Below are 19,806 nucleotides of genomic sequence, written 5' to 3'. Positions count from 1 at the left end.
ATTTTATGTGCTGGTTAAGTTATTGGTGCTATTGATACACTAATGATATTCGCACTAAAAACCCCGTTAAGCCTAGGCCTAACGGGGTTAAATATATGGATAAGCTGTTTTAGCTAATTTGTTATGGGCTCAATTAAATTATGCCAACTGTGCGCCTTGCTCTGCCAGCCACTGTTTGATTTGCGCCGTTTTTTCAGCCAGTAGTGCCTCATCGCCTTTGGTCTCAATATTGAGTCGAATCAAAGGCTCAGTGTTAGAAGCACGAATATTAAAGCGCCACTGACCAAAGTCTAAGCTTAATCCATCCAAGGTATTTTTATCAGGATTATCAGTGCTGAAATAGGCTTCAATGGCATCAATGATTTCATCACTGCTGGTTTGAGTCAGCTTGAAGTTAATCTCGCCAGAGCTGGGGTAGGCGCTGATGCGCTCATCAACCAATTGTCCTAGCGTTTTACCAGTTGTCGATAACAATTCAATGGTCAATAGCCAAGGAATCATGCCGCTGTCGCAATAAAAGAAATCACGGAAGTAGTGGTGTGCACTCATCTCACCGCCATAAACGGCGCCTGACTCACGCATGATTTGCTTAATAAACGAATGCCCGGACTTACTAATCACCGCCTGTCCGTCGCCCTCAGCAATGATGGCTTCGGTGTTATACAGTACCCGTGGATCGTAGACGATGGCGGCGCCAGCATTTTTCTGTAAAAAGGCCTGTGCCAACATACCGACGATATAGCTGCCTTCCACAAATTCGCCTTTGTTATCAAATAAGAAACAGCGGTCAAAGTCACCATCAAAGGCGATACCCAAATCGGCTTTATTTTCGATTACTGCTTGCTTGGTCGATTCACGATTAGCCAATATCATTGGGTTAGGGATGCCGTTCGGGAAGCTGCCATCCGGATTATGATGTACTTTGATCATCTCAATAGGAGCTCCTCTTTGCTGTAATCGCTGCTCTAATAAATCGACTGTCGGACCAGCGCTGCCATTACCAGAGTTGATGACAATCTTTAACGGTACCAGCTTATCGGTGTCAATAAAGCGCATTAAATGATCAATATACGCGGTCTTGTCATGTTGCTCAGCGACCTGACCAACTTTAGCGGCTTTAGCGAAAGTGCCTTGTTCAGCCAGTTGCTGAATATCGGCAAGACCTGAATCGGCACTGATGGGTCTTGAGCCTTCACGCACCAGCTTTAAGCCATTGTAATTAATTGGGTTATGGCTGGCTGTGACCTCAATGCCGCCCAATGCCTGATAGTAACTGGTCGCAAAATAGACCTCTTCGGTACCGGTCATCCCTAAGTCGATTACGTCCACGCCAGCATCGATGATACCGCGAATCGCTGCTTGTTTTAACGTTTCACTGGAATCACGAATATCACAGCCAATGACTATGCTGTTTTGCAAAGTGTCTGCGCCTTGGCTGGTCGACTTTTGACTGGCTAAAATTTGAGCAAATGCTCGGCCAATACGATAAGCGATGTCTTCGTCTAGGTTAACGCCTAATTCACCGCGAATGTCATAGGCTTTAAATGAGGTGATGGCGCGATGAGCCAGTGTGTCATTGCTATCATTAGCATTAGCTGCGTTATTAGAAAGGTTATTTGCAGGGTTTGAGGTAGTCATGTTCAGCCTTTTTTATAAAGTAAAGGAGGCAATAGGCCTAAGCAATGAGCTTGTAGCAACAAGCATCATCTAGGCTATCGAAGCTGTCCTAACTATAGCCAAACACATCTCTTGAGTAAACCCTATCTTTGATATCATCAAGCTCATGGTGCCAACGATTGGCAATAATTAAGCTGTTTTGCTGTTTAAACTGCGCCAAGTCATGAATCACTTGGCAGTCATTAAAGCTATCCGTCTCAATGGCGGGCTCATAAATAGTGATGCTAACCCCGTGCTGTTTGATGATATCGATAATATCGAGGATGGCCGAATCTCTAAAATTGTCCGCGTCTTTTTTCATGCTTAAACGATAGATACCCACTTGATGGCAGTTTTTATCGATAATTTGACGAGCGATAAAGCGTTTGCGTGTATTGTTGGCATCGACCACAGCGTGAATTAGATTGGCAGGAATGCCAGCGTAATTGGCTTTTAGTTGCTGCGTGTCTTTCGGTAAGCAGTAACCGCCATAGCCAAATGAGGGATTGTTATAATGCAGCCCAATGCGTGGGTCTAAGCCGACACCGGTGATGATTGACTGACTATTGAGCTGGTGTTTTTCAGCAAAACTGTCCAGCTCGTTAAAAAATGAAATGCGAGTGGCCAGATAACTATTGGCAAACAGCTTAACCGCTTCGGCTTCAGTTGGCGGCATTACCAGAGATTCGACATGATCAGATAGGCTGGCATGTTGATATAAGTTAATCAAGGCATTAGCCAAATTCTGCTGATCAGCTGATGCGCCAACGATAATGCGTGAGGGATGTAGATTGTCATGTAGCGCCTGTCCTTCACGCAAAAACTCAGGCATAAACAAAATATGCTGGTCAAATTGCTGACGCATGCAGTCAGTAAAGCCGATTGGAATAGTGGATTTAATAACAATAGGCACGTTAGCATTTTGTTCACGTACCGCGGCTATACTGGTTTCAACCGATGAGGTATCAAACTTACCAGAGGCCACGTCATAATTGGTCGGTGTGGTAATAATTACTAAATCACAGACTGCACTCGTATAAATACCTTGATCGTCTATTAAAATCTGGGTGGTGGCTTTAAGGTTGAGTGATTGATTGCTTAGATAATCACAAATATCTGGGTCTTGTAGTGGCGATTGTTTGTGTTGTATCAGTGAGATTTTATGCTGATCGATATCAAACAATAGAACCTGAGTGTTTAAATGGGTCTGAGCCAACAAAATGGCATTGGACAGTCCCACATAGCCGGCACCTATTACTACGATGTTTTTTAGGCTGGTTTGAGTTAGGTTGGTTCGATCTGTCATAGCTTTTTTTCTTCTTATTAACAGGTGTATTACTGGGCTCATCACAACAAAGCCGGGTGACGTTTTTCATCAAGTCATCATGACACTGATAAAATGATACACTGCAAATATGACAGTCTAAGTAAAGCCACTATTGAGCCATATCCAGGCAAACTAGGCTTAGCTTATGAATATCAAAATGATTAAAAAAGATATTGAAAATTAATACATAAACAGGGGGTAGGGTATGTCACAAAATAGCAAAAATTCGACAAACTCAAGTGTTACTGCACCAACGCCGGTGGCCGGCACACCAGAGCCGACAGGCAATATAGATGACTTACTGGCATTGATGGCACGATTGCGTGCGGATTGCCCATGGGATATCAAACAAACTAACCACAGCTTGATTCCGTATGCGATAGAAGAAGCGTATGAGCTGGCCGAGGCGGTGCAAGAGGGTGATATTGAGGATATCAAAGGCGAGCTTGGTGATGTGCTATTACAAGTCATCTTTCATTGTCAGATCTATGCTGAGCAACATCAGTTTGACTTAGGCGATGTGATTTACACCTTACAGAGCAAATTGATTCGTCGTCATCCGCATGTGTTTGAAGCCGATAAGCTAGCAGATGATGAGGCGGTCAAAAAACGCTGGGATGAAATTAAAGCGTTAGAAAATGCCGAACGTGAGCGGCGTGGTAAGCCAAAACGCAGCTTAGATTCAGTCAAAGCCGGTAGTGCCTTGATGCAAGCACAAAGCTTACAAAAAGCAGCCAGTAAACTGGGCTTTGATTGGAATGGTATCGAAGGCGCCATTGCTAAGTTAGAAGAAGAAATCGCTGAGCTCAAACAGATTATCCCTAAAGACGGCGAAAAGGCTGATGCCGCACAAAAAGCAGAACTTGAAAAAGAGCTGGGCGATTGTGTATTCGGCTTGGTTAACGTGGCACGTAAGCTAAACTTGGATGCAGAAGCGGCGACGTTAACCTGTGTGCATAAGTTCCGCTCTCGCTTTGGGTATATCGAAGACGAGCTGAGCAAGCAAGGCAAAACCCCAGAAACCAGTAGTTTAGATGAGATGGATGCACTATGGGAGCAAGCCAAACAGCATGAATAATACTGGGGCTAATAGTATTGTTAGTGGCACAGGTGGTTATCTGTTTGATGGCGATACTGGTCAAACTCAAGCTAACTTTCATTCTGGCCTAACGCTGATATTGTTATTAGTCCTGCTAATACCGTCAGTAGCTCAAGCAAAATCTCAAGTTCTAGATCAACAGCAACAACAAGCTCAGCAATGTTTTGCCGATGCACAGTTAGCGTATGACTTTATGATTAAGCAGCAGCAGTTGGCACAGCAGCAAGCTGAGTGGGCGGAGCAGAATATAAAGGTTAATATCAATCAAGCTGGCGAGGCGGAGCTGACATTATTAAAAGGGATAGGCAGCAAAAAAGCGCAGCAGATTATATTGTATCGTGATGCGTTTGGGCCGTTTGCAACCATTGATGATTTGGCAAAAGTGAAGGGGATTGGTGCGAAAACCATTAGCAACAATAGCGCCCGATTATCAATAGAGTAATGGGCTGCTGTGTTTGTCTAATCTAGAGGTTTGAGTATTAGTGACTTCAACACTGGTGTTAAGAAGTGCTTGTACCACACACTGCTTTTAATAATGGGTCTGTCGCTTTTAGCGGATGCCAGTTCAATTCGCTTAATGCCAGACGTTGAGCTGTTGGCGAGTTGCTTGATTCAGTAGCTGTATTAGCTGAAGCAGAATCAGTGGCAGGCTGGTCGGTAGTCTCTTGTGAATGTTGTTGCTCAAAAGGATCAGCGATGGTTTGACTGTCACAGTTAATAAACTGCGGCACAATCTTGGTGCTGATGCGTCTTTCAAATAAATAGATATTAATAGATTTGATGCTGCCTAACTGCGGGTTAGAGATGGTTTTATCGGTTGCAACAGCCATAAAACGAATGACTTGTGGCTTGACGTAACTCCAAGGGCGAAACCAGGTTTTACCTTCGATGAGTTTAATCACCTGAGCATCTTTGGGCAGCTTTTCAATTTGCTGTTCATGCCAATGGTATTCTTGATGAATCTGGAATCCTAACATACCAATACCAGCGAAGATGGGTATCAGCCATTTAGGTGAGGGCGTTTTTAGTAGTTTTAGAATATGGCGGATAATTAGTGCGAAGCCGGCCATCGCAAATCCTGCGCTGATGGTGGCAATAAATTCGTAAATCATTTCTTTTCCTGTATTGGCTTGGCTGTTGGTTTTAACTTTATATGACAGCGCTTCCAAAGCCCTAAAGTTAAATGAGCCAGATAGCTCTGGCTCATTTGTGTACACGTTTCAAATAGCGGTGTTAAATAGATAGCGTTGTGTCTACTGTCTATTTAACCCCATTTATTAATGATCAATAGCAGCACCAGCGCCTTTTGGAGAGCGGACACTTTCTACCAGCTCTTGAATGTGTGCTGGAGGTGGCGCAGTCACTGATGATACAGCGAAGGCAACAATAAAGTTAATTAATGCACCAATAGCACCAAACGATAGCGGTGAAATACCTAGTAACCAGTATTCAGCAGTATCTGGGAAGTTTGCTGTACCTGCCATAAAGAACCAGCCTTTATAGACAAAGATATAAACCAAGGTCAAAATCAGACCGGTTAACATACCTGAGATGGCACCAATGCTATTAATACGCTTCGAGAAGATACCCATCATTAATGCTGGGAATAAAGACGCACCAGCAATACCAAAGGCCAATGCGACTACTTGCGCAGCAAATCCTGGTGGATTTAAGCCAAGGTAAGTGGCAACAACAATGGCAACACCCATAGAGATACGTGCGGCTAATAACTCACCTTTATCACTAATATTAGGATTCAAGTTACGCTTGATTAAATCATGGCTAATGGCTGATGAGATAGCAAGTAGTAGACCAGCAGCGGTTGATAGTGCAGCAGCAAGACCGCCTGCAGCAATTAGACCAATAACCCAAGGTGGTAGATTGGCAATTTCTGGGTTAGCAAGTACCATGATATCTTTGTTCACATCAAGTTCATTACCCTGCCATCCGGCATTATCAAACTTACCTTCTAATACGTCACTGTGTGCGCTACGTGCGGCTTCAACAGCAGCAGTTGCAGCAGCGACATCGCCACCTTCCGCTTCAGCAGTTGCTAATGCAGCTTGTGCAGCACCGAGACCACCATCGTTATACATCTGGATACGGCCATCGCCATTTAGATCTGAATATTGGATAAGACCGGTGTCTTCCCAAGTTTGCATCCAGCTTGGACGCTCCTCATACGGCAATGCAGGGGCATCAACACCTTGTGGATATACGGTATCGATTAAGTTTAAACGCGCCATAGAACCTACCGCTGGGGCAGTGAAATATAGCAGTGCAATAAACACCAATGCCCAACCGGCAGACCAGCGTGCGTCAGCAACTTTAGGAACGGTGAAGAAGCGAATGATAACGTGCGGTAAACCGGCAGTACCTATCATTAACGATAAGGTGAACAGTACCATGTTTAATTTGTTAGGCACATCTGCGGTATACGCTGTGAAACCAAGGTCAGTAACCACTTGATCCAGCTTGGTTAATAACGGCATACCAGATTCAGTATGGGTTGAGAACATGCCCAAGCCTGGGATAGGGTTACCGGTTAGCTCAAGTGAGATAAACACAGCAGGTACCGTATAAGCGATAATTAGAACCACATACTGAGCAACCTGAGTGTAGGTAATGCCTTTCATACCGCCTAATACGGCGTAGAAGAATACCACAACAGCGGCAATAATAAGGCCGGTGGTGTTATCTACTTCTAAGAATCGCGAGAATGCCACGCCAGCACCGGTCATCTGTCCGATAACATAAGTGGTTGAGGCGACAATTAGACAGACCACGGCAACTAAAGCCGCGGTTTTTGAATAAAAGCGATCGCCGATAAAGTCAGGCACAGTAAATTTGCCGAACTTACGTAAGTAAGGGGCAAGTAGTAACGCTAATAGAACATAGCCGCCGGTCCAACCCATCAAATATGATGAGGCACCGTAACCGCCTGCTGCTAGCAAGCCGGCCATCGAGATAAAGGAGGCCGCACTCATCCAGTCAGCGCCAGTTGCCATACCGTTTAAGATAGGGTGAACACCGCCGCCAGCGACGTAAAATTCTTTGGTAGATCCTGCGCGGGCCCAAATTGCAATACCGAAATATAGCAAAAAAGAAGCACCAACAAATAGGATGTTGATTGTAAATTGACTCATTGGGCTTATTCCTCTTCTACACCGTATTGTTTATCAAGCTTATTCATACGCCAGGCGTAAAAGAAGATGATGGCGATAAAGGTCGCAATGGACCCTTGTTGTGCAAACCAAAAACCCAAATCGGCGCCGCCGAATTGGATGCCTGCAAGTAGAGGTCGGAATAAAATGGCAAAGCCGTAAGGGATAATAGCCCAAACCGCTAAACAGCCTAAAATGAGGCGCACGTTGGCTTTCCAATAGCCTGGGGCATCATGTTTGTTATTCATGTGACAAGCTCCTTTTGTCATGAGGTGTTAAAAGAAGGCGGGTTAACGGATTAAGTGATAACTCCGCCTGATGTAAATCCGTTTATAACGCTAAATTTCCATCATTTATGCTGCAATAGCCATTAATATGACTGTAACATTAAGTATAAAATGACTCTAAAACAACACAAATTGTATTAGCTTAGTAAGTTATAGCTTTTAGTCTACAGTTGTAAGTGACTGATAGCAACAAACTATTTATTAAATTTTCATTTATAAACTAAATTAAAATCACTTTTTCATTCCATAAATAAATAAAAAAACTCAATTAAAGTTGCTTATTACTGTGAATAGGGATTTATTTTTTTTACAATAGACGTTTTCAGTAGCCACAGTGTCAATAGCGACCATTCAGCGTCAGTTATTTTCAAATATACGTCATGCAAATCGACGGCAAATCAATCTAAAGCCTAGGGCAAGAAAACTTAGGGCAAACTCATTGACGCCCAGTTTTAGATCAATGTCAGACCAACGTCAACTTCAGTTAAACATTAATAGTTAATAGTAGTGTCAGGATAGAGCAGAGAGTAAAGAGAGTGTTTTGCGGTTAGCCCTGGTTTGAAATCAGACGACAGTGACCGGCGGTTATATAAAGCACTCTATAAGACACTACATATGTGGTTAAGCAAGTCGTTAAATAAACCGCTTCATAAACTTATCGCTAAATAAATTGGTCGCTAAATAAATGACTTCATAAGTTAGTGGCTACATAAAATCAATCAAGAGGAGAGTATCGATGTCGCAATCATCGAATGGTTTTGTGGAAGGGTTTAACACCTTCGTGTCTTGGGGTAATGGACTGATATGGGGTAATGATGATTGGCTCATCATGAATAGCCCTTGGTTTGGTCTATTGGTGTTTGTATTAATCGGTGCCGGACTCTTCTTTACGGTTGCCACCCGCTTTATTCAGTTTCGTCACTTCGGCCACATGTGGGGTCTATTGCGAACTTCAGGTCAAGGTCGCAAAGATGGTGGTATCAGCTCGTTTGAAGCCTTGATGACCTCTTTAGCAGCGCGAGTGGGTACCGGTAACTTGGCTGGCGTGGCGATCGCTGTCTATGTCGGCGGGCCAGGCGCTGTATTTTGGATGTGGATAACGGCGCTGGTGGGTATGTCGACCAGCTTTATTGAATCAACGCTAGCACAGGCTTATAAAGTACCGCACAACGATAATGTATATCGTGGTGGTCCGGCCTATTACATTGAGCGTGGCGTCGGTCAGCGCTGGATGGCGGTGTTATTCTCACTGTGTCTACTGGTCGCTTTTGGTCTTGCGTTCAATGGCGTTCAGGCCAATACCATCGCACAAGCCACCAATGAAGCCTTTGGTGTTCCAACTTGGGCGACCGGTGCCGTGTTGGTTGCGCTGGTTGCACCTGTGGTATTTGGCGGCCTGCGCTCTGTCGCTCGAGTAGCGGGTAAAGTGGTACCGATTATGGCTATGCTGTATATCTTCTTGGCTTTATTTATTATTATTACCAACTTTTCATTATTCCCAGTGGCGATTGCGCACATTGTCAAATCGGCCTTTGGTCTTGAGCAAGCAGCAGGCGGTGTACTCGGTTATGGTATCGCTCAAGCCATGATTAATGGTATTAAACGCGGTCTGTTCTCTAACGAAGCGGGTATGGGTTCAGCGCCTAATGCTGCGGCTACTGCAAAAAGTCATCCTGACCATCCAGCAGTACAAGGCTTTATGCAGATGCTAGGTGTGTTTATCGATACGCTAGTGATTTGTACCGCGACAGCGTCGATTATTATCTTATCTGGCGTGGTCGATCCCAATGTTGAGCAAGAAGGGATTCAGTTGACGCAGTTGGCCTTGTCACAATATGTCGGTGACTTGGGTGTGTACTTTATTGCGATTGCGATTTTCTTCTTTGCATTTACTTCTATTATTGCCAACTACAGCTATGGTGAGTCGAATCTTGAGTTTATCTCTGGTAGCAAAAATGCCAAACCAGCGATTATGATTTTCCGAGTGGTGGTATTGGTGATGGTATTTATCGGTTCGGTCGCCAGCCTGCCGGCGATTTGGAACTTTGCTGACTTGTCTATGGGCTTGATGGCATTGACTAACTTGGCAGCTATTTTAATCCTAACCCCTGTGGCGCTGCGCATCTTAAGAGATTATGAGCGTCAAATTAAAGAAGGTAAATCACCAGATCAAATTACCTTTGATCCAGATCGATTTGTAAAATTAAAAAATGAAGCCAACCGTGATGCGTGGGATGATTAATAGTTAATATAACTGGCTTTATTTAAGAATTTAAAAGCTCATTGAATACTATTTAATCATAACAAGCCGCTAATAAAAAACCCGCTCACTGAGCGGGTTTTTTATTTAAAATCAATAAGTTAATACTTATTTTTAAAATTACATGTTTGGATAGTTTGGACCGCCGCCACCTTCTGGCGTTACCCAAGTAATGTTCTGTGATGGGTCTTTAATATCACAGGTCTTACAATGCACACAGTTTTGAGCGTTAATCACAAACTTAGCACCTTCAGCATCTTTCACAACTTCATAAACGCCAGCTGGGCAGTAACGCTGTGCAGGTTCAGCATAGATAGGCAAGTTGACTTCTACGGGTACCGTTGGGTCAGTTAGCTTCAAGTGAACCGGCTGATCTTCAGCATGGTTGGTATTTGAAATAAATACTGACGACAGCTTATCAAAGGTTAACTTACCATCTGGTTTTGGATAATCTGGTTTGTATGAAGTGCTTGCCTTATCCAATGCCTTATAGTCAGGCGTGTTGTCATGGATAGTTAGCGGCATTTTGCCTTTTAATAAATTGTGCTCAATAAAGGTAAACGCGCCGCCCATGAATAGACCTAAACGGTGCATCGCAGGTGCGAAGTTACGTGCCGCTTTGTTGTCTTCATATAACCATGAGTCTTGGAATTTCTTAGTATAGCTGGTCACTTCGTCATGTTGACGACCCGCTTGCAGCGCTTCAAATACCGCTTCTGCTGCTAAGATACCTGACTTCATAGAAGTGTGCGTACCTTTAATTTTCGCAGGGTTTAGGAATCCAGCATCATCACCAACCAATACACCACCTGGGAAGGTTAGCTTAGGTAGTGAGTTTAAACCACCTTTGGTCAAGGCACGGGCACCATAAGACAGACGCTTACCGCCTTCTAGTACTTGCTTGATAACTGGGTGTGTTTTTAGACGCTGCATCTCATCAAATGGAGACAGGTATGGGTTGTTGTATGCTAAGTCGATGACCAAACCGAAGCTAACTTGGTTGTTCTCATCGTGGTATAACCACCAACCACCAGTTGAGCCGGTTTCTGTTAATGGCCAGCCTAAACCGTGCATCACTACACCAGGCTCATGCTTGCTTGAGTCGATTTCCCAAAGCTCTTTGATACCGATACCATAGTGCTGTGGATCGCTGTCTTTATCTAAGTCAAAGCGGCTGATTAAGCGCTTACCTAAGTGACCGCGGCAACCTTCTGCGAATACAGTGTATTTTGCTAATAGCTCATAGCCTGGCTCATAGCTTGGCTTTTGTGAGCCATCTGCTGCCACACCCATATCACCGGTTAATACACCACGTACTGAGCCATCATCATTGTATAAGATGTCAGAAGCTGCGAAGCCTGGGAACATCATGACTTCTAACTCTTCTGCTTGCTCAGCCATCCAGCGTACAACGTTACCTAATGAGACAATGTAGTTGCCTTCATTATGCATCGGTGCAGGGATAAGACCGTTTGGTGTTTTGGTTGAGCGTGTTTTCGAGTTTAGGTAATACACTCTGTCTTCGGTGACAGGCACATTTAAAGGAGCGCCTTTTTCTTTCCAATCAGGAATAAGCTCGTTAAGGGCACGTGGTTCGATAACCGCACCAGATAAGGTGTGTGCACCAAACTCTGAGCCTTTTTCGACCACACAGACCATAAATTCTTCATTGCCAGCTTCTAAAGCAAGTTGGCGTAGACGAATGGCCGTTGCAAGGCCAGATGGACCACCCCCAACAATAACAACATCAAACTCCATAGATTCACGTTCTATTTGTTCATCTTGCATTTTAGACTCCTTATAGCTGGCTCAATAATCACACAATCAGTGGCAGAAACAGGGGTTGATTGACAAGTCATCAGGATAGATAAGCATCTGGTTTACAAAATATATTGGTTATGCAAGGTTGAAACCAATCGAGTCATACCTTATCAATGTGCACAACCTGTTATGATTTAACCATGACCTATATCAAACCATTGGTTATTAATCAAAAGCGATCGACAAGACACCTTGTCAACCATTGCTTATACAAAAGCTACTGAGAAAAATAGCTGCTTAACAATCACTTGTCCGCTGTAACCGTGCGACTATGTTAATTTTAGATGCTAGCAAACATTGGTATAAACCACTCAATATACCCAAATACGTCACAATAAGCGAATTTTAAGGGTACAAAATCAGGTTTTGACACTTAAGCTGGCAGTATTATTAAAAAAAGGGTTGCAGTTAGTTACTCATTATAAAATAAAAGTTAGATAAAGACGATACGATTTGTGACTGAGGCGTGATAAAGTATCAAACAGCGTCGTTGACCCACTTTTTAATCACAGGAAGTTATTAAAATGTCTAATACAGATGTCAAACAGACAAACCCTCGTGGATTAGAGACACTATCAGAACATATTGAGCAGCAAGCACGATTGCCGACCGGTAATGTCAGTGGACGCTCACTTCCGCCAGTAGATAAATGGCAGCCAGAAGTTGAGGCTGATATGGATCTACTGATTAAAGCCAATGGTGAGTGGTGGCATGAGGGTGATCAAATTACCCGTCAATCACTTGTCGATTTATTCTCAACCGTATTGTGGCGAGAAGGCACTGATGAAGCGCCAGAGTACTTTTTGAAAACCCCGGTTGAAAAACTGCGCATTCAAGTAGAAGATGTGCCATTTTTAATCACTCAAGTTAATGAAGTCGAGCAGCAAGGGGTAGAGTACCTGCAGTTCATCACCAGTACTGGCGATGTGGTTTATTTGACCGAAGACAACCCGCTTGAAATGCGCTTGTATCAGCAACAGGTTAATAAAGACAGTCAGGACTATCGACCTTATATAGAAGTGCGCTTTGGTATGCGCGCGCTGATTTCACGCAATGTGTTGATGCATTTGGTAAGACTGGGTGAGCTTAGTGAGCACCAAGGTGAAACCCGCTTAACATTAACCAGTGGCGGTAAGCAGTTCACACTGGCGGTGCCCAGTTAGCTGCAAAGGTTAACTAAATAGACTAACTGAACCGCAAGCCCAATCCGTTTAATGTGATAAGCCGTAATCAGCCATGCCAACCCATTCGACCTCCCACGCTGCCAACACCGATAATAATGCCCATGCTAATGAGAGTAAGCAGAGTGATACGACGCCCAATCAGACACAGCATGCCAGGGATGTAAGACCTATGTCTATTCATCAATCAAGCCAGCCGCTGCAAGCCAGCAATGAGTCATCGTTTACACGGTCACAGGATATTGGCTCTCAGCTTGAGCAGCACAAGTCGCTTGCACAACAGGTGTCAGCCCAGTCGTCTGCTGCGCCCATTGGCTTGTTTGACTCTGGTGTAGGCGGCTTATCGGTATATATGCACTTAAAGCAGGCTTTGCCTAATGAGCGCTATATCTATTATGCAGATACTTTGAATGTGCCTTATGGCCCGAGAAGCAGTGCAGAGATTCAACAGTTGAGTTTGACCGCTGTCGATTGGTTGGTTAGTGCTGGTTGCAAGCTGATAGTCATTGCTTGTAATAGTGCTTCGGCGCATGCGCTACAATTGGCGCGTCAGAAGTATCCACAGACTCCGATTGTTGGGCTGGTGCCGGCGTTAAAGCCTGCGGTACTCAATAGTGTCAGCAAAAGCGTGGCGGTATTGGCAACCAAAGCCACTTTAGATGGGGCTCTATTGAATGCGGTGATTGATGACTATGCATTGCCAGCACAGGTCAAAGTGATTAAATGGTTTAATCCAGATTTGGTACCTTGGGTTGAGGCTGGCATGCCCATGCATTGCGACACCGCATTACGCTTAAAGCAGCAGTTAACCCAGTTTGCTGAGGAGCAAGTCGATCATTTGGTATTAGGTTGCACCCATTATCCCTTTTTCCGTGACTTTGTGATTGACGAAGTGGCACGCCAGAATTTGGGTATCACTGTGATTGATTCAGGTGCGGCCATTGCTAACCGCGTCAAAGACTTATTGCAGCAGCAACGGCATCAAGTCTTTAATAATGGACAAACGACAGCGCCTCTAATGGAAGCTAGTGAGCCTACATCTGATAAACAGGCGTCTGGGCTATACGTTAATCACACCAATAGCTTAATGAACAGCACATTAATAAACGGTGCATTGGCCAATAGCACCTTAAACAATAATAACCAGAACGCAACCGATAGCCATAAGTTGTCGTTTTTTGTATCAGATCCAGCGGCAGACTTGTCTATGGTCACTAATTTGGTACAGCGTTTGATTTCACGTTAGCGCACTTAGTTTTAGACTAGAGCACTTGGTTTTAGATTAGTCAAAGGCAGTATTGAGGATTTGTTTGTACTCGCTGACGGCTTGCAGTAAAATTAATCACCTTTGTATTTTTTTAATCACCTTATTTTTAATCACCCTTTTAATTTAATGACCCAATAGGTCTAAGGACGAAACTCAATATGAGCACTCCAGAATCAGAAAACTTAAAAAAAGAGTTGGATCAACTTGAAGAAACCATGCATGACGCAGAACAATTTCATACCCTAGAAGAGCAGGTTGAAGATATGAAGCGTCGTGGTATCAACCCAAAAGATGCGTACAAAAAGTGGGATGATGACGAAGAAGATGATTGGGACAAAAAAGACTAGTCTTAATGTCTTAGAATCATTAGAGATAAAAAAACCAAGCCATGCAATTGCGTGGCTTGGTTTTTTATTGCGAGTTGCTTTTTAAGCTGCGTGTTAAACAGCGCCGTCACTTAAACAACGCTGCTAACTGATACGCTAGCTAAATAAGCGACTATTTACCAGTATCAACACGAATCAGGCGTACTGTACCATCGGCTTCAACGATACGGCGGTAGCCATCTTGCTTTTCGATCAGCTGAGTAATACTGTCATTGGTCGCACTTGGTGCCTTTTGTACAGGGGTTGATGGCGCGCTAAAAGAACGGTTTGATGCGCCGCTGTTGTTACCCATAATTAGACGATAGAACTTCTGACCGGCACGGCCATCAGCAGGAAATACGCCTTTGCTGGTTTGATATTGCTGAATCGCTTTACGTGTATTGTCGCCAATGATGCCATCAACGTTACCGATGTCATAACCTGCATCGATTAACGCTTGCTGAATGTCTTTGGCTTGCTTACGGCTGATACCTGGATCATCGGTTGGCCATGCGGTGACAAAGTCAGTTTTGGTGCTGTCTTCTTTGGTAATTAAGTCCGATAAGTGAGCAATGGCCAGTGCATAGTTCTCTGACGCATTGTACGAATAGAAAGTATCGAAGTTTTTACCGACTAAGAACGCAGGACCTTCAAGACCAGCAGGTAATAATAAACCAGCGCTGCTTAAGTCATAAGGTAGTGGGCGACCGTCAGCAAGGGTCAAGCCTTTGTCACGCCAGTAGCTCATAGACTTCTTATCTTTACGGCTGTTAGCGCCCCAGAAGCCTTGTGGTAACTTAACTTCATAACCCCAAGGTTCACCGCTGCGATAGCCACGCTTTTTCAAGAAGTTGGCAGTCGATGCTAACGCGTCTGGCTTACTGTTGACTAAGTCACGGCGACCATCACCATCAAAGTCAACGGCCAGATCTAAGAAAGTACCTGGCATAAATTGAGTTTGACCAAAAGCACCGGCCCATGAGCCTGTCATGTCACTGGCAGCGATATCACCGTTTTGAACGATTTTTAACGCATTGGCGAACTCACCGCGGAAGTAAGATTGACGACGATCAAAGCAAGATAGGGTAGCCAGTGACTGGAACAAATCTTTTTTACCCAAGGTCTGACCGAAGTTTGATTCAACGCCCCAAACCCCTAGTACATGCTCCGCTTTAACGCCATAACGTGCTTCAATCTGACGTAAAGTATCAGCCATCTCATGTTTGGCACGGATACCATCTTCAACACGCTCTTTATCTACCAATACCGACAGGTAATCCCAGACATCTTTTTGGAATTCAGGTTGATAATTAAGCGACTGAATCACGCTTGGATCTGGCTCACTGGGACGGTAGTTATTAAAGGTATAGCTATCAATACTGCGAAATGTGCTTGATCTTTGTAGTCTGTCTAGACACTGTTGAAATTCAGCATTCGATAAGTTTGGTGCAGGCGGCTTGGCGGCGTGTGCTGCAGTAGCAGTCATTGCTAAGCCAATGGCAGCGGTTAATGCAGCGGTAATCTTGGTATAACGCATAAAAAAGATCCTTTAATCTAAGCGGTTGCGGTCATTATCATCACGATATAGTTATGATCACAATAGGGGTATTACGATTGTTTTTATAAAACTGTTTTTATTAAAAGATAAGTGATGATACAACGATAATAATAAAAACATAAAATGAGGTCAGCTTAGGGTAACTAAATTTGGCTTTAAATTAAAGGTATGCAGTGATTTGGTTACGATAAGATGACGTGAGAACAAGGTAGGAGTGAGGTGGCACATAAAGGGAATGTGCCAACCCTGTTGATTCTGTGATGGATGAGCTGAAGTCAGTCAAACAGGACAGTCAGCCTAATCACGCGACATTTTAAGCGTCAATGAGTGACTATCACCGGCCTCTAATGTCACCACATCCAAATGGGCGTTGGCGGTTTCGATGCAGAGCATACGTTGATACGCATCGGCTGCAAATTGACTGATGGTTGGTGCAAACTGTTGCCCAGGGCTCCAGATCACGGTGCTGTCGCTAGAAGTTGCGCTTAACTGATAACGATACTTTGGTGTGGTAAGTGCAATTTGTGGTGCGCTATGATAAACACGATCAACGCTGCCTTTAAATTCAATATCACCGTGCTGAGTTTTGGTCTGCCAACCGCCGGTGACAGGATCTGTGGTTAATGCATCACTATAGGTTGTACCATCAAAGCCTTTAATATAGGTTTTACTAATGTCAGCGGTAGGCAAGTAGGTGTGCAATGCTTGTGAAAAGGTCACTGTACTTTCACTATTATTGTGGGTAATCAGCTCAATACCGAAGCCTTTTTCGCTAAAGGTAAATATCGCTGTTAAGCCTAGATTTGGTGCAGAGTTGAATGTTGGGTCAATATTGTTATGGTCTAAGCGCAATACCAAAGTCGCGGTTTGCGTTGCTTCTTGATTGGTGTTATCAACGCTAAATCTTTCCAGTTCAAAAGGTTGAGTACGCGCATAGCCATGTTGTGGCATAGCAGACACCGTGCTAAAGCTGTCCTTTACTGACTGCGGATTGGCATTAAATTGACCAAACACTGGCCAACATATTGGCACACCGCCGCGTACTGATTCACCAGACTCATATTCGGCAAGCTCACTGAGCCACAGCCAATTATCCGCTTTGTCTAAATCGGTATCCGCATCAGTCGAAAAATGAATCAGCTGTGCGCCCTGCTTTAATACCACGGCATGAAAGCCATCACCGTTAATGGTAAAGGCATCCAAGCTACCTACTTTATTGTATTGAAGATTATTGTTAGCGCTGGGTGTGGGCTGTGTGTGCATGATGTTTGTCGTCTATTTCAGTGGTAACAGTGAGTGTTTATTGGTTAATTCATGAGCTAGCCATGTGGCAGTAATAGCCAGGCTTGATTAATCAGTCTATCGGTTGGCGCATAATCGTCTTGACCCAAAAACTGCAGCTGATAGTGCGCTTGATAATAACGATGCAAATCCTGTTCTGATACCACAAACGGCGGCCCACCTTGCTGACGACTTAATAAGGTCTCGGCATCCATAGCCGGAGGATTCAGCCCAAAGTTTAGTAGCAATTGTGGTGCATTATTGGTCAGCTCAATCACATGCTCGACGTAGCGCTGACGCAAATGCTCTGGCGCACTGTCGGGTAAAGCGACCAACGCAGCACGGTCATAAACAGCAGCGACTGGACCCATATCAGTAGCACTTAACTCAAAGATATCACCAACCCAAATTCGAATCGTGATGTCGTTATGCTGGGCATAATATTGCTTTAAGTTTGGCTGTGTCGGGTGTGGCTGTACTGAAGCGGTAAGATCATGTTCTTCAAAAAACTCAATCACTGCGTGTTCAACCAACTCAACCCCGACCACATTCAGCTGCTGGCTGGCAAGCCAAACCATATCGATGCTTTTACCGCACAAAGGCACAAACACCTGATCGTTTGCGCTTAACTTTAAATCAGGCAGGTGCTTAATCAGCAGTGAATTGGGCTGCTGCTGATTAAAGCCGATCTTGTTAGATTGCCATTTATTATGCCAAAACTCAGGTGTCATATAGAATCCCTTATAAAAATACGCACAGACCAATAGTATATATCAGTCTGTGCGTATTGTTGTGATTTGCGCTTAAGCCGGTTTACTTTTTAAGCGAATCTGTTTTGTAAGTTGTTTGTTCTAAGCTACTTTCTTTAAGTTGTCTTCTCAAATGCGGCTTACTGCAAATATTGCTTAAATTCTTTGCGCAGCTTGCCTAGTTTCGGTGGAATGACAGCAGCACAATAGCCTTGAGTTGGGTTTTTATTAAAGAAGTCTTGATGATACTCTTCAGCGGCATAAAACTCGTGCACTGGATGTACTTCAGTGACGATTTGTAGCCCCATGTCGCTCAGTTTACCAATGACACGATCGATGGTTGGTTTTTGCTTGTCTTCATCGGTATAGAAGACCACAGAGCGGTATTGACTGCCCACATCATTGCCTTGACGGTCACGAGTAGTGGGGTCATGAGTAGCAAAGAAGATATCTAATACCGCTTCTAGTGGAATCACGCTGTCATCAAAGTCGACACGCACCACTTCGATGTGTCCGGTCTCACCGCTGCACACGTCTTCATAATTGGCCGAGGCTTCATCGCCGCCCATATAGCCTGAGGTGACGTTGGTTACCCCTTTAACCGAGCGGAATACAGATTCGGTACACCAAAAGCAACCGCCGCCTAATACTAATGTTTGCATAATTGTTATCCTATTTGTTATTTGTTATTTGACCCATTAACCGATTGGTTTGCGCCTTGGTTAATTTATTGATTGATAGGGCTATAAGGCGCTAACTTCAAGTGAGTCGTATTGATTAATGACATAAATTTTAGCAGGCGAATGTCAGTAGGTGAGTAACAAACAGTAATGATATACTGCACTATTGCGATTTATTATTAGCACAGCATGATTTAGTACAGCATGAGCAAAATGCCATCACCACAAACAGCCAAGAGAGTTCCTATGTCAACGACGCCAAACACCCCAGATGCAGTGGTCTATGACAAAGTATTTACCACGCCTTTAGACAAAGCCGCCCGCTTTTCATTCGATGAGCAAGTGGTCGCCTGCTTCCCAGATATGATTCGCCGCAGTGTGCCAGGTTATGGGCAAATGCTGGCGATGCTACCGATATTTGCCAAGCGTCATTGCCAATTTGGTCAGACCAATAAAGCGGGCAAGCGCATCAGCCGTGTCTATGACTTGGGCTGTTCGCTAGGCGGTGCAACCATGGCGTTGTTAAATGAAGCGGGCGGATTTACCGCTGATCAGCTACAAATCAAAGCGGTCGATATTTCACCAGCGATGACCGAAAAAGCGACGCGTGTGTTGGCCGAAAACTATCCAGACCATGACATCGAAGTGATTACTGCCGACATTCGTGGCTTTCAGCTTGAGCCATGCGACATGGTGATTTTAAACTTAACCTTACAGTTTTTACCGCCAGAAGACCGTACCCAAGTACTGCAAACCATTTATAACGCCTTAAATGATGGTGGCATCTTGGTATTGACCGAAAAGACGCATACTGGCGATGAACAAGATGATGCATGGCTGGTCGAACGTTATTATGATTTTAAACGGGCAAATGGTTACAGCGAGCTTGAGATTAGCGGGAAACGTAATGCGTTAGAAAACGTGCTGATTACCGATACCTTAGATACCCATCATCAGCGCTTAGCAGAAGTGGGCTTTCGCCGTAGTTTGACCTGGTTTCAATTTTTAAACTTCGCGTCTATGATTGCGTTTAAGTAGGGTTGCCAAAGAATGGCTTAGGTAGTTATGTATTGAAGTTAAATGTTCAAGCCTATTTCACTACGATGAGTTT

The 19,806-nt window shown here is 44.1% G+C and carries 17 protein-coding genes; 7 read left to right on the top strand and 10 right to left on the bottom strand.

Translation table 11 applies throughout. The features are described 5' to 3' along the window. Positions 1 to 138: 138 nt before the first annotated feature. A complete protein-coding gene (locus tag A6J60_RS06070) occupies positions 139 to 1,638 on the bottom strand; it encodes a phosphomannomutase CpsG (RefSeq protein ID WP_096065183.1) in 1,500 nt (499 codons plus the stop codon). Positions 1,639 to 1,726: 88 nt separating this feature from the next. Further along, a complete protein-coding gene (locus A6J60_RS06065) occupies positions 1,727 to 2,962 on the bottom strand; it encodes a nucleotide sugar dehydrogenase (protein WP_096065182.1) in 1,236 nt (411 codons plus the stop codon). 226 nt (positions 2,963 to 3,188) lie between these two features. Here A6J60_RS06065 and mazG point away from each other — a divergent pair, with 226 nt between their 5' ends. After that, positions 3,189 to 4,061 carry a nucleoside triphosphate pyrophosphohydrolase gene (mazG, locus tag A6J60_RS06060; protein ID WP_096065181.1) on the top strand — a complete coding sequence of 291 codons (873 nt, stop codon included), beginning with the start codon at positions 3,189 to 3,191 and terminating at the stop codon, positions 4,059 to 4,061. After that, the gene (locus A6J60_RS06055) at positions 4,054 to 4,524 is read left to right on the top strand and encodes a ComEA family DNA-binding protein (RefSeq protein ID WP_096065180.1); all 471 of its coding nucleotides are present in this window, start codon (positions 4,054 to 4,056) and stop codon (positions 4,522 to 4,524) included. The genes mazG and A6J60_RS06055 overlap by 8 nt, the downstream gene beginning before the upstream one ends. A gap of 58 nt (positions 4,525 to 4,582) precedes the next feature. On the opposite strand, the gene A6J60_RS06050 is transcribed toward A6J60_RS06055, so the two are convergent. From A6J60_RS06050 to A6J60_RS06040, 3 genes are read right to left on the bottom strand one after another with little or no spacing between them, the layout of a single operon-like run. Then, positions 4,583 to 5,299, bottom strand: coding sequence for a hypothetical protein (locus A6J60_RS06050; protein ID WP_227526078.1), 717 nt, complete (start codon positions 5,297 to 5,299; stop codon positions 4,583 to 4,585). A 60-nt stretch (positions 5,300 to 5,359) separates the two neighbouring features. Next, entirely contained in the window at positions 5,360 to 7,228 is a 1,869-nt protein-coding gene (locus tag A6J60_RS06045) for a sodium:solute symporter family protein (RefSeq protein WP_096065179.1), read from the bottom strand. Between the two features lie 5 nt (positions 7,229 to 7,233). Continuing rightward, the gene (locus A6J60_RS06040) at positions 7,234 to 7,494 is read right to left on the bottom strand and encodes a DUF4212 domain-containing protein (RefSeq protein WP_096065178.1); all 261 of its coding nucleotides are present in this window, start codon (positions 7,492 to 7,494) and stop codon (positions 7,234 to 7,236) included. Positions 7,495 to 8,269: 775 nt separating this feature from the next. On the opposite strand from A6J60_RS06040, the gene A6J60_RS06035 reads away from it, so the two are divergent. Then, positions 8,270 to 9,775: an alanine/glycine:cation symporter family protein gene (locus tag A6J60_RS06035; RefSeq protein WP_096065177.1), complete on the top strand. Its 1,506-nt coding sequence runs from the start codon at positions 8,270 to 8,272 to the stop codon at positions 9,773 to 9,775. A 138-nt stretch (positions 9,776 to 9,913) separates the two neighbouring features. Here the strand turns inward: A6J60_RS06035 and A6J60_RS06030 are convergent, their stop codons facing one another. Continuing rightward, positions 9,914 to 11,581, bottom strand: a complete 1,668-nt coding sequence (locus tag A6J60_RS06030) for an electron transfer flavoprotein-ubiquinone oxidoreductase (RefSeq protein ID WP_096065176.1) — start codon at positions 11,579 to 11,581, stop codon at positions 9,914 to 9,916. Between the two features lie 557 nt (positions 11,582 to 12,138). Between A6J60_RS06030 and A6J60_RS06025 the strand changes: the two genes are divergently transcribed. The 3 genes from A6J60_RS06025 to A6J60_RS06015 all read left to right on the top strand — a co-directional run bounded on the left by A6J60_RS06025 (position 12,139) and on the right by A6J60_RS06015 (position 14,409). Beyond that, positions 12,139 to 12,777, top strand: a complete 639-nt coding sequence (locus A6J60_RS06025; RefSeq protein ID WP_096065175.1) for a DUF1285 domain-containing protein — start codon at positions 12,139 to 12,141, stop codon at positions 12,775 to 12,777. Positions 12,778 to 12,850: 73 nt separating this feature from the next. After that, positions 12,851 to 14,041: a glutamate racemase gene (murI, locus tag A6J60_RS06020; RefSeq protein WP_227526077.1), complete on the top strand. Its 1,191-nt coding sequence runs from the start codon at positions 12,851 to 12,853 to the stop codon at positions 14,039 to 14,041. 179 nt (positions 14,042 to 14,220) lie between these two features. Beyond that, the gene (locus A6J60_RS06015; protein WP_096065173.1) at positions 14,221 to 14,409 is read left to right on the top strand and encodes a hypothetical protein; all 189 of its coding nucleotides are present in this window, start codon (positions 14,221 to 14,223) and stop codon (positions 14,407 to 14,409) included. Between the two features lie 151 nt (positions 14,410 to 14,560). Here A6J60_RS06015 and A6J60_RS06010 read toward each other — a convergent pair whose 3' ends face one another. The 4 genes from A6J60_RS06010 to msrA all read right to left on the bottom strand — a co-directional run bounded on the left by A6J60_RS06010 (position 14,561) and on the right by msrA (position 18,677). Beyond that, on the bottom strand, positions 14,561 to 15,964 hold the full coding sequence (locus A6J60_RS06010) for a lytic murein transglycosylase (protein ID WP_096065172.1): 1,404 nt from the start codon (positions 15,962 to 15,964) through the stop codon (positions 14,561 to 14,563). Between the two features lie 318 nt (positions 15,965 to 16,282). Beyond that, positions 16,283 to 17,248 carry a D-hexose-6-phosphate mutarotase gene (locus A6J60_RS06005; protein ID WP_096065171.1) on the bottom strand — a complete coding sequence of 322 codons (966 nt, stop codon included), beginning with the start codon at positions 17,246 to 17,248 and terminating at the stop codon, positions 16,283 to 16,285. Positions 17,249 to 17,304: 56 nt separating this feature from the next. Further along, positions 17,305 to 17,997, bottom strand: a complete 693-nt coding sequence (locus A6J60_RS06000; protein WP_096065170.1) for a thiopurine S-methyltransferase — start codon at positions 17,995 to 17,997, stop codon at positions 17,305 to 17,307. Positions 17,998 to 18,155: 158 nt separating this feature from the next. Then, positions 18,156 to 18,677, bottom strand: a complete 522-nt coding sequence (msrA, locus tag A6J60_RS05995; RefSeq protein WP_096065169.1) for a peptide-methionine (S)-S-oxide reductase MsrA — start codon at positions 18,675 to 18,677, stop codon at positions 18,156 to 18,158. 264 nt (positions 18,678 to 18,941) lie between these two features. Between msrA and cmoA the strand changes: the two genes are divergently transcribed. Next, positions 18,942 to 19,733, top strand: a complete 792-nt coding sequence (gene cmoA / locus A6J60_RS05990; RefSeq protein WP_096065168.1) for a carboxy-S-adenosyl-L-methionine synthase CmoA — start codon at positions 18,942 to 18,944, stop codon at positions 19,731 to 19,733. Positions 19,734 to 19,806: the final 73 nt, after the last annotated feature.

Source organism: Psychrobacter sp. FDAARGOS_221 (assembly GCF_002313155.2).
Classification (GTDB): Bacteria; Pseudomonadota; Gammaproteobacteria; order Pseudomonadales; family Moraxellaceae; genus Psychrobacter.
This window is presented reverse-complemented; position numbering and strand designations above follow the sequence as displayed.

Bases quoted from the DNA above. Each gene is read 5' to 3' on its own strand.
- A6J60_RS06030 (WP_096065176.1), bottom strand. From the start codon at position 11,581: ATGCAAGATGAACAAATAGAACGTGAATCTATGGAGTTTGATGTTGTT.
- murI (WP_227526077.1), top strand. From the start codon at position 12,851: ATGCCAACCCATTCGACCTCCCACGCTGCCAACACCGATAATAATGCC.
- A6J60_RS06065 (WP_096065182.1), bottom strand. From the start codon at position 2,962: ATGACAGATCGAACCAACCTAACTCAAACCAGCCTAAAAAACATCGTA.
- A6J60_RS06055 (WP_096065180.1), top strand. From the start codon at position 4,054: ATGAATAATACTGGGGCTAATAGTATTGTTAGTGGCACAGGTGGTTAT.
- A6J60_RS06000 (WP_096065170.1), bottom strand. From the start codon at position 17,997: ATGACACCTGAGTTTTGGCATAATAAATGGCAATCTAACAAGATCGGC.
- A6J60_RS06035 (WP_096065177.1), top strand. From the start codon at position 8,270: ATGTCGCAATCATCGAATGGTTTTGTGGAAGGGTTTAACACCTTCGTG.
- A6J60_RS06045 (WP_096065179.1), bottom strand. From the start codon at position 7,228: ATGAGTCAATTTACAATCAACATCCTATTTGTTGGTGCTTCTTTTTTG.
- msrA (WP_096065169.1), bottom strand. From the start codon at position 18,677: ATGCAAACATTAGTATTAGGCGGCGGTTGCTTTTGGTGTACCGAATCT.
- cmoA (WP_096065168.1), top strand. From the start codon at position 18,942: ATGTCAACGACGCCAAACACCCCAGATGCAGTGGTCTATGACAAAGTA.
- A6J60_RS06040 (WP_096065178.1), bottom strand. From the start codon at position 7,494: ATGAATAACAAACATGATGCCCCAGGCTATTGGAAAGCCAACGTGCGC.
- A6J60_RS06025 (WP_096065175.1), top strand. From the start codon at position 12,139: ATGTCTAATACAGATGTCAAACAGACAAACCCTCGTGGATTAGAGACA.
- A6J60_RS06070 (WP_096065183.1), bottom strand. From the start codon at position 1,638: ATGACTACCTCAAACCCTGCAAATAACCTTTCTAATAACGCAGCTAAT.
- A6J60_RS06015 (WP_096065173.1), top strand. From the start codon at position 14,221: ATGAGCACTCCAGAATCAGAAAACTTAAAAAAAGAGTTGGATCAACTT.
- mazG (WP_096065181.1), top strand. From the start codon at position 3,189: ATGTCACAAAATAGCAAAAATTCGACAAACTCAAGTGTTACTGCACCA.
- A6J60_RS06010 (WP_096065172.1), bottom strand. From the start codon at position 15,964: ATGCGTTATACCAAGATTACCGCTGCATTAACCGCTGCCATTGGCTTA.
- A6J60_RS06005 (WP_096065171.1), bottom strand. From the start codon at position 17,248: ATGCACACACAGCCCACACCCAGCGCTAACAATAATCTTCAATACAAT.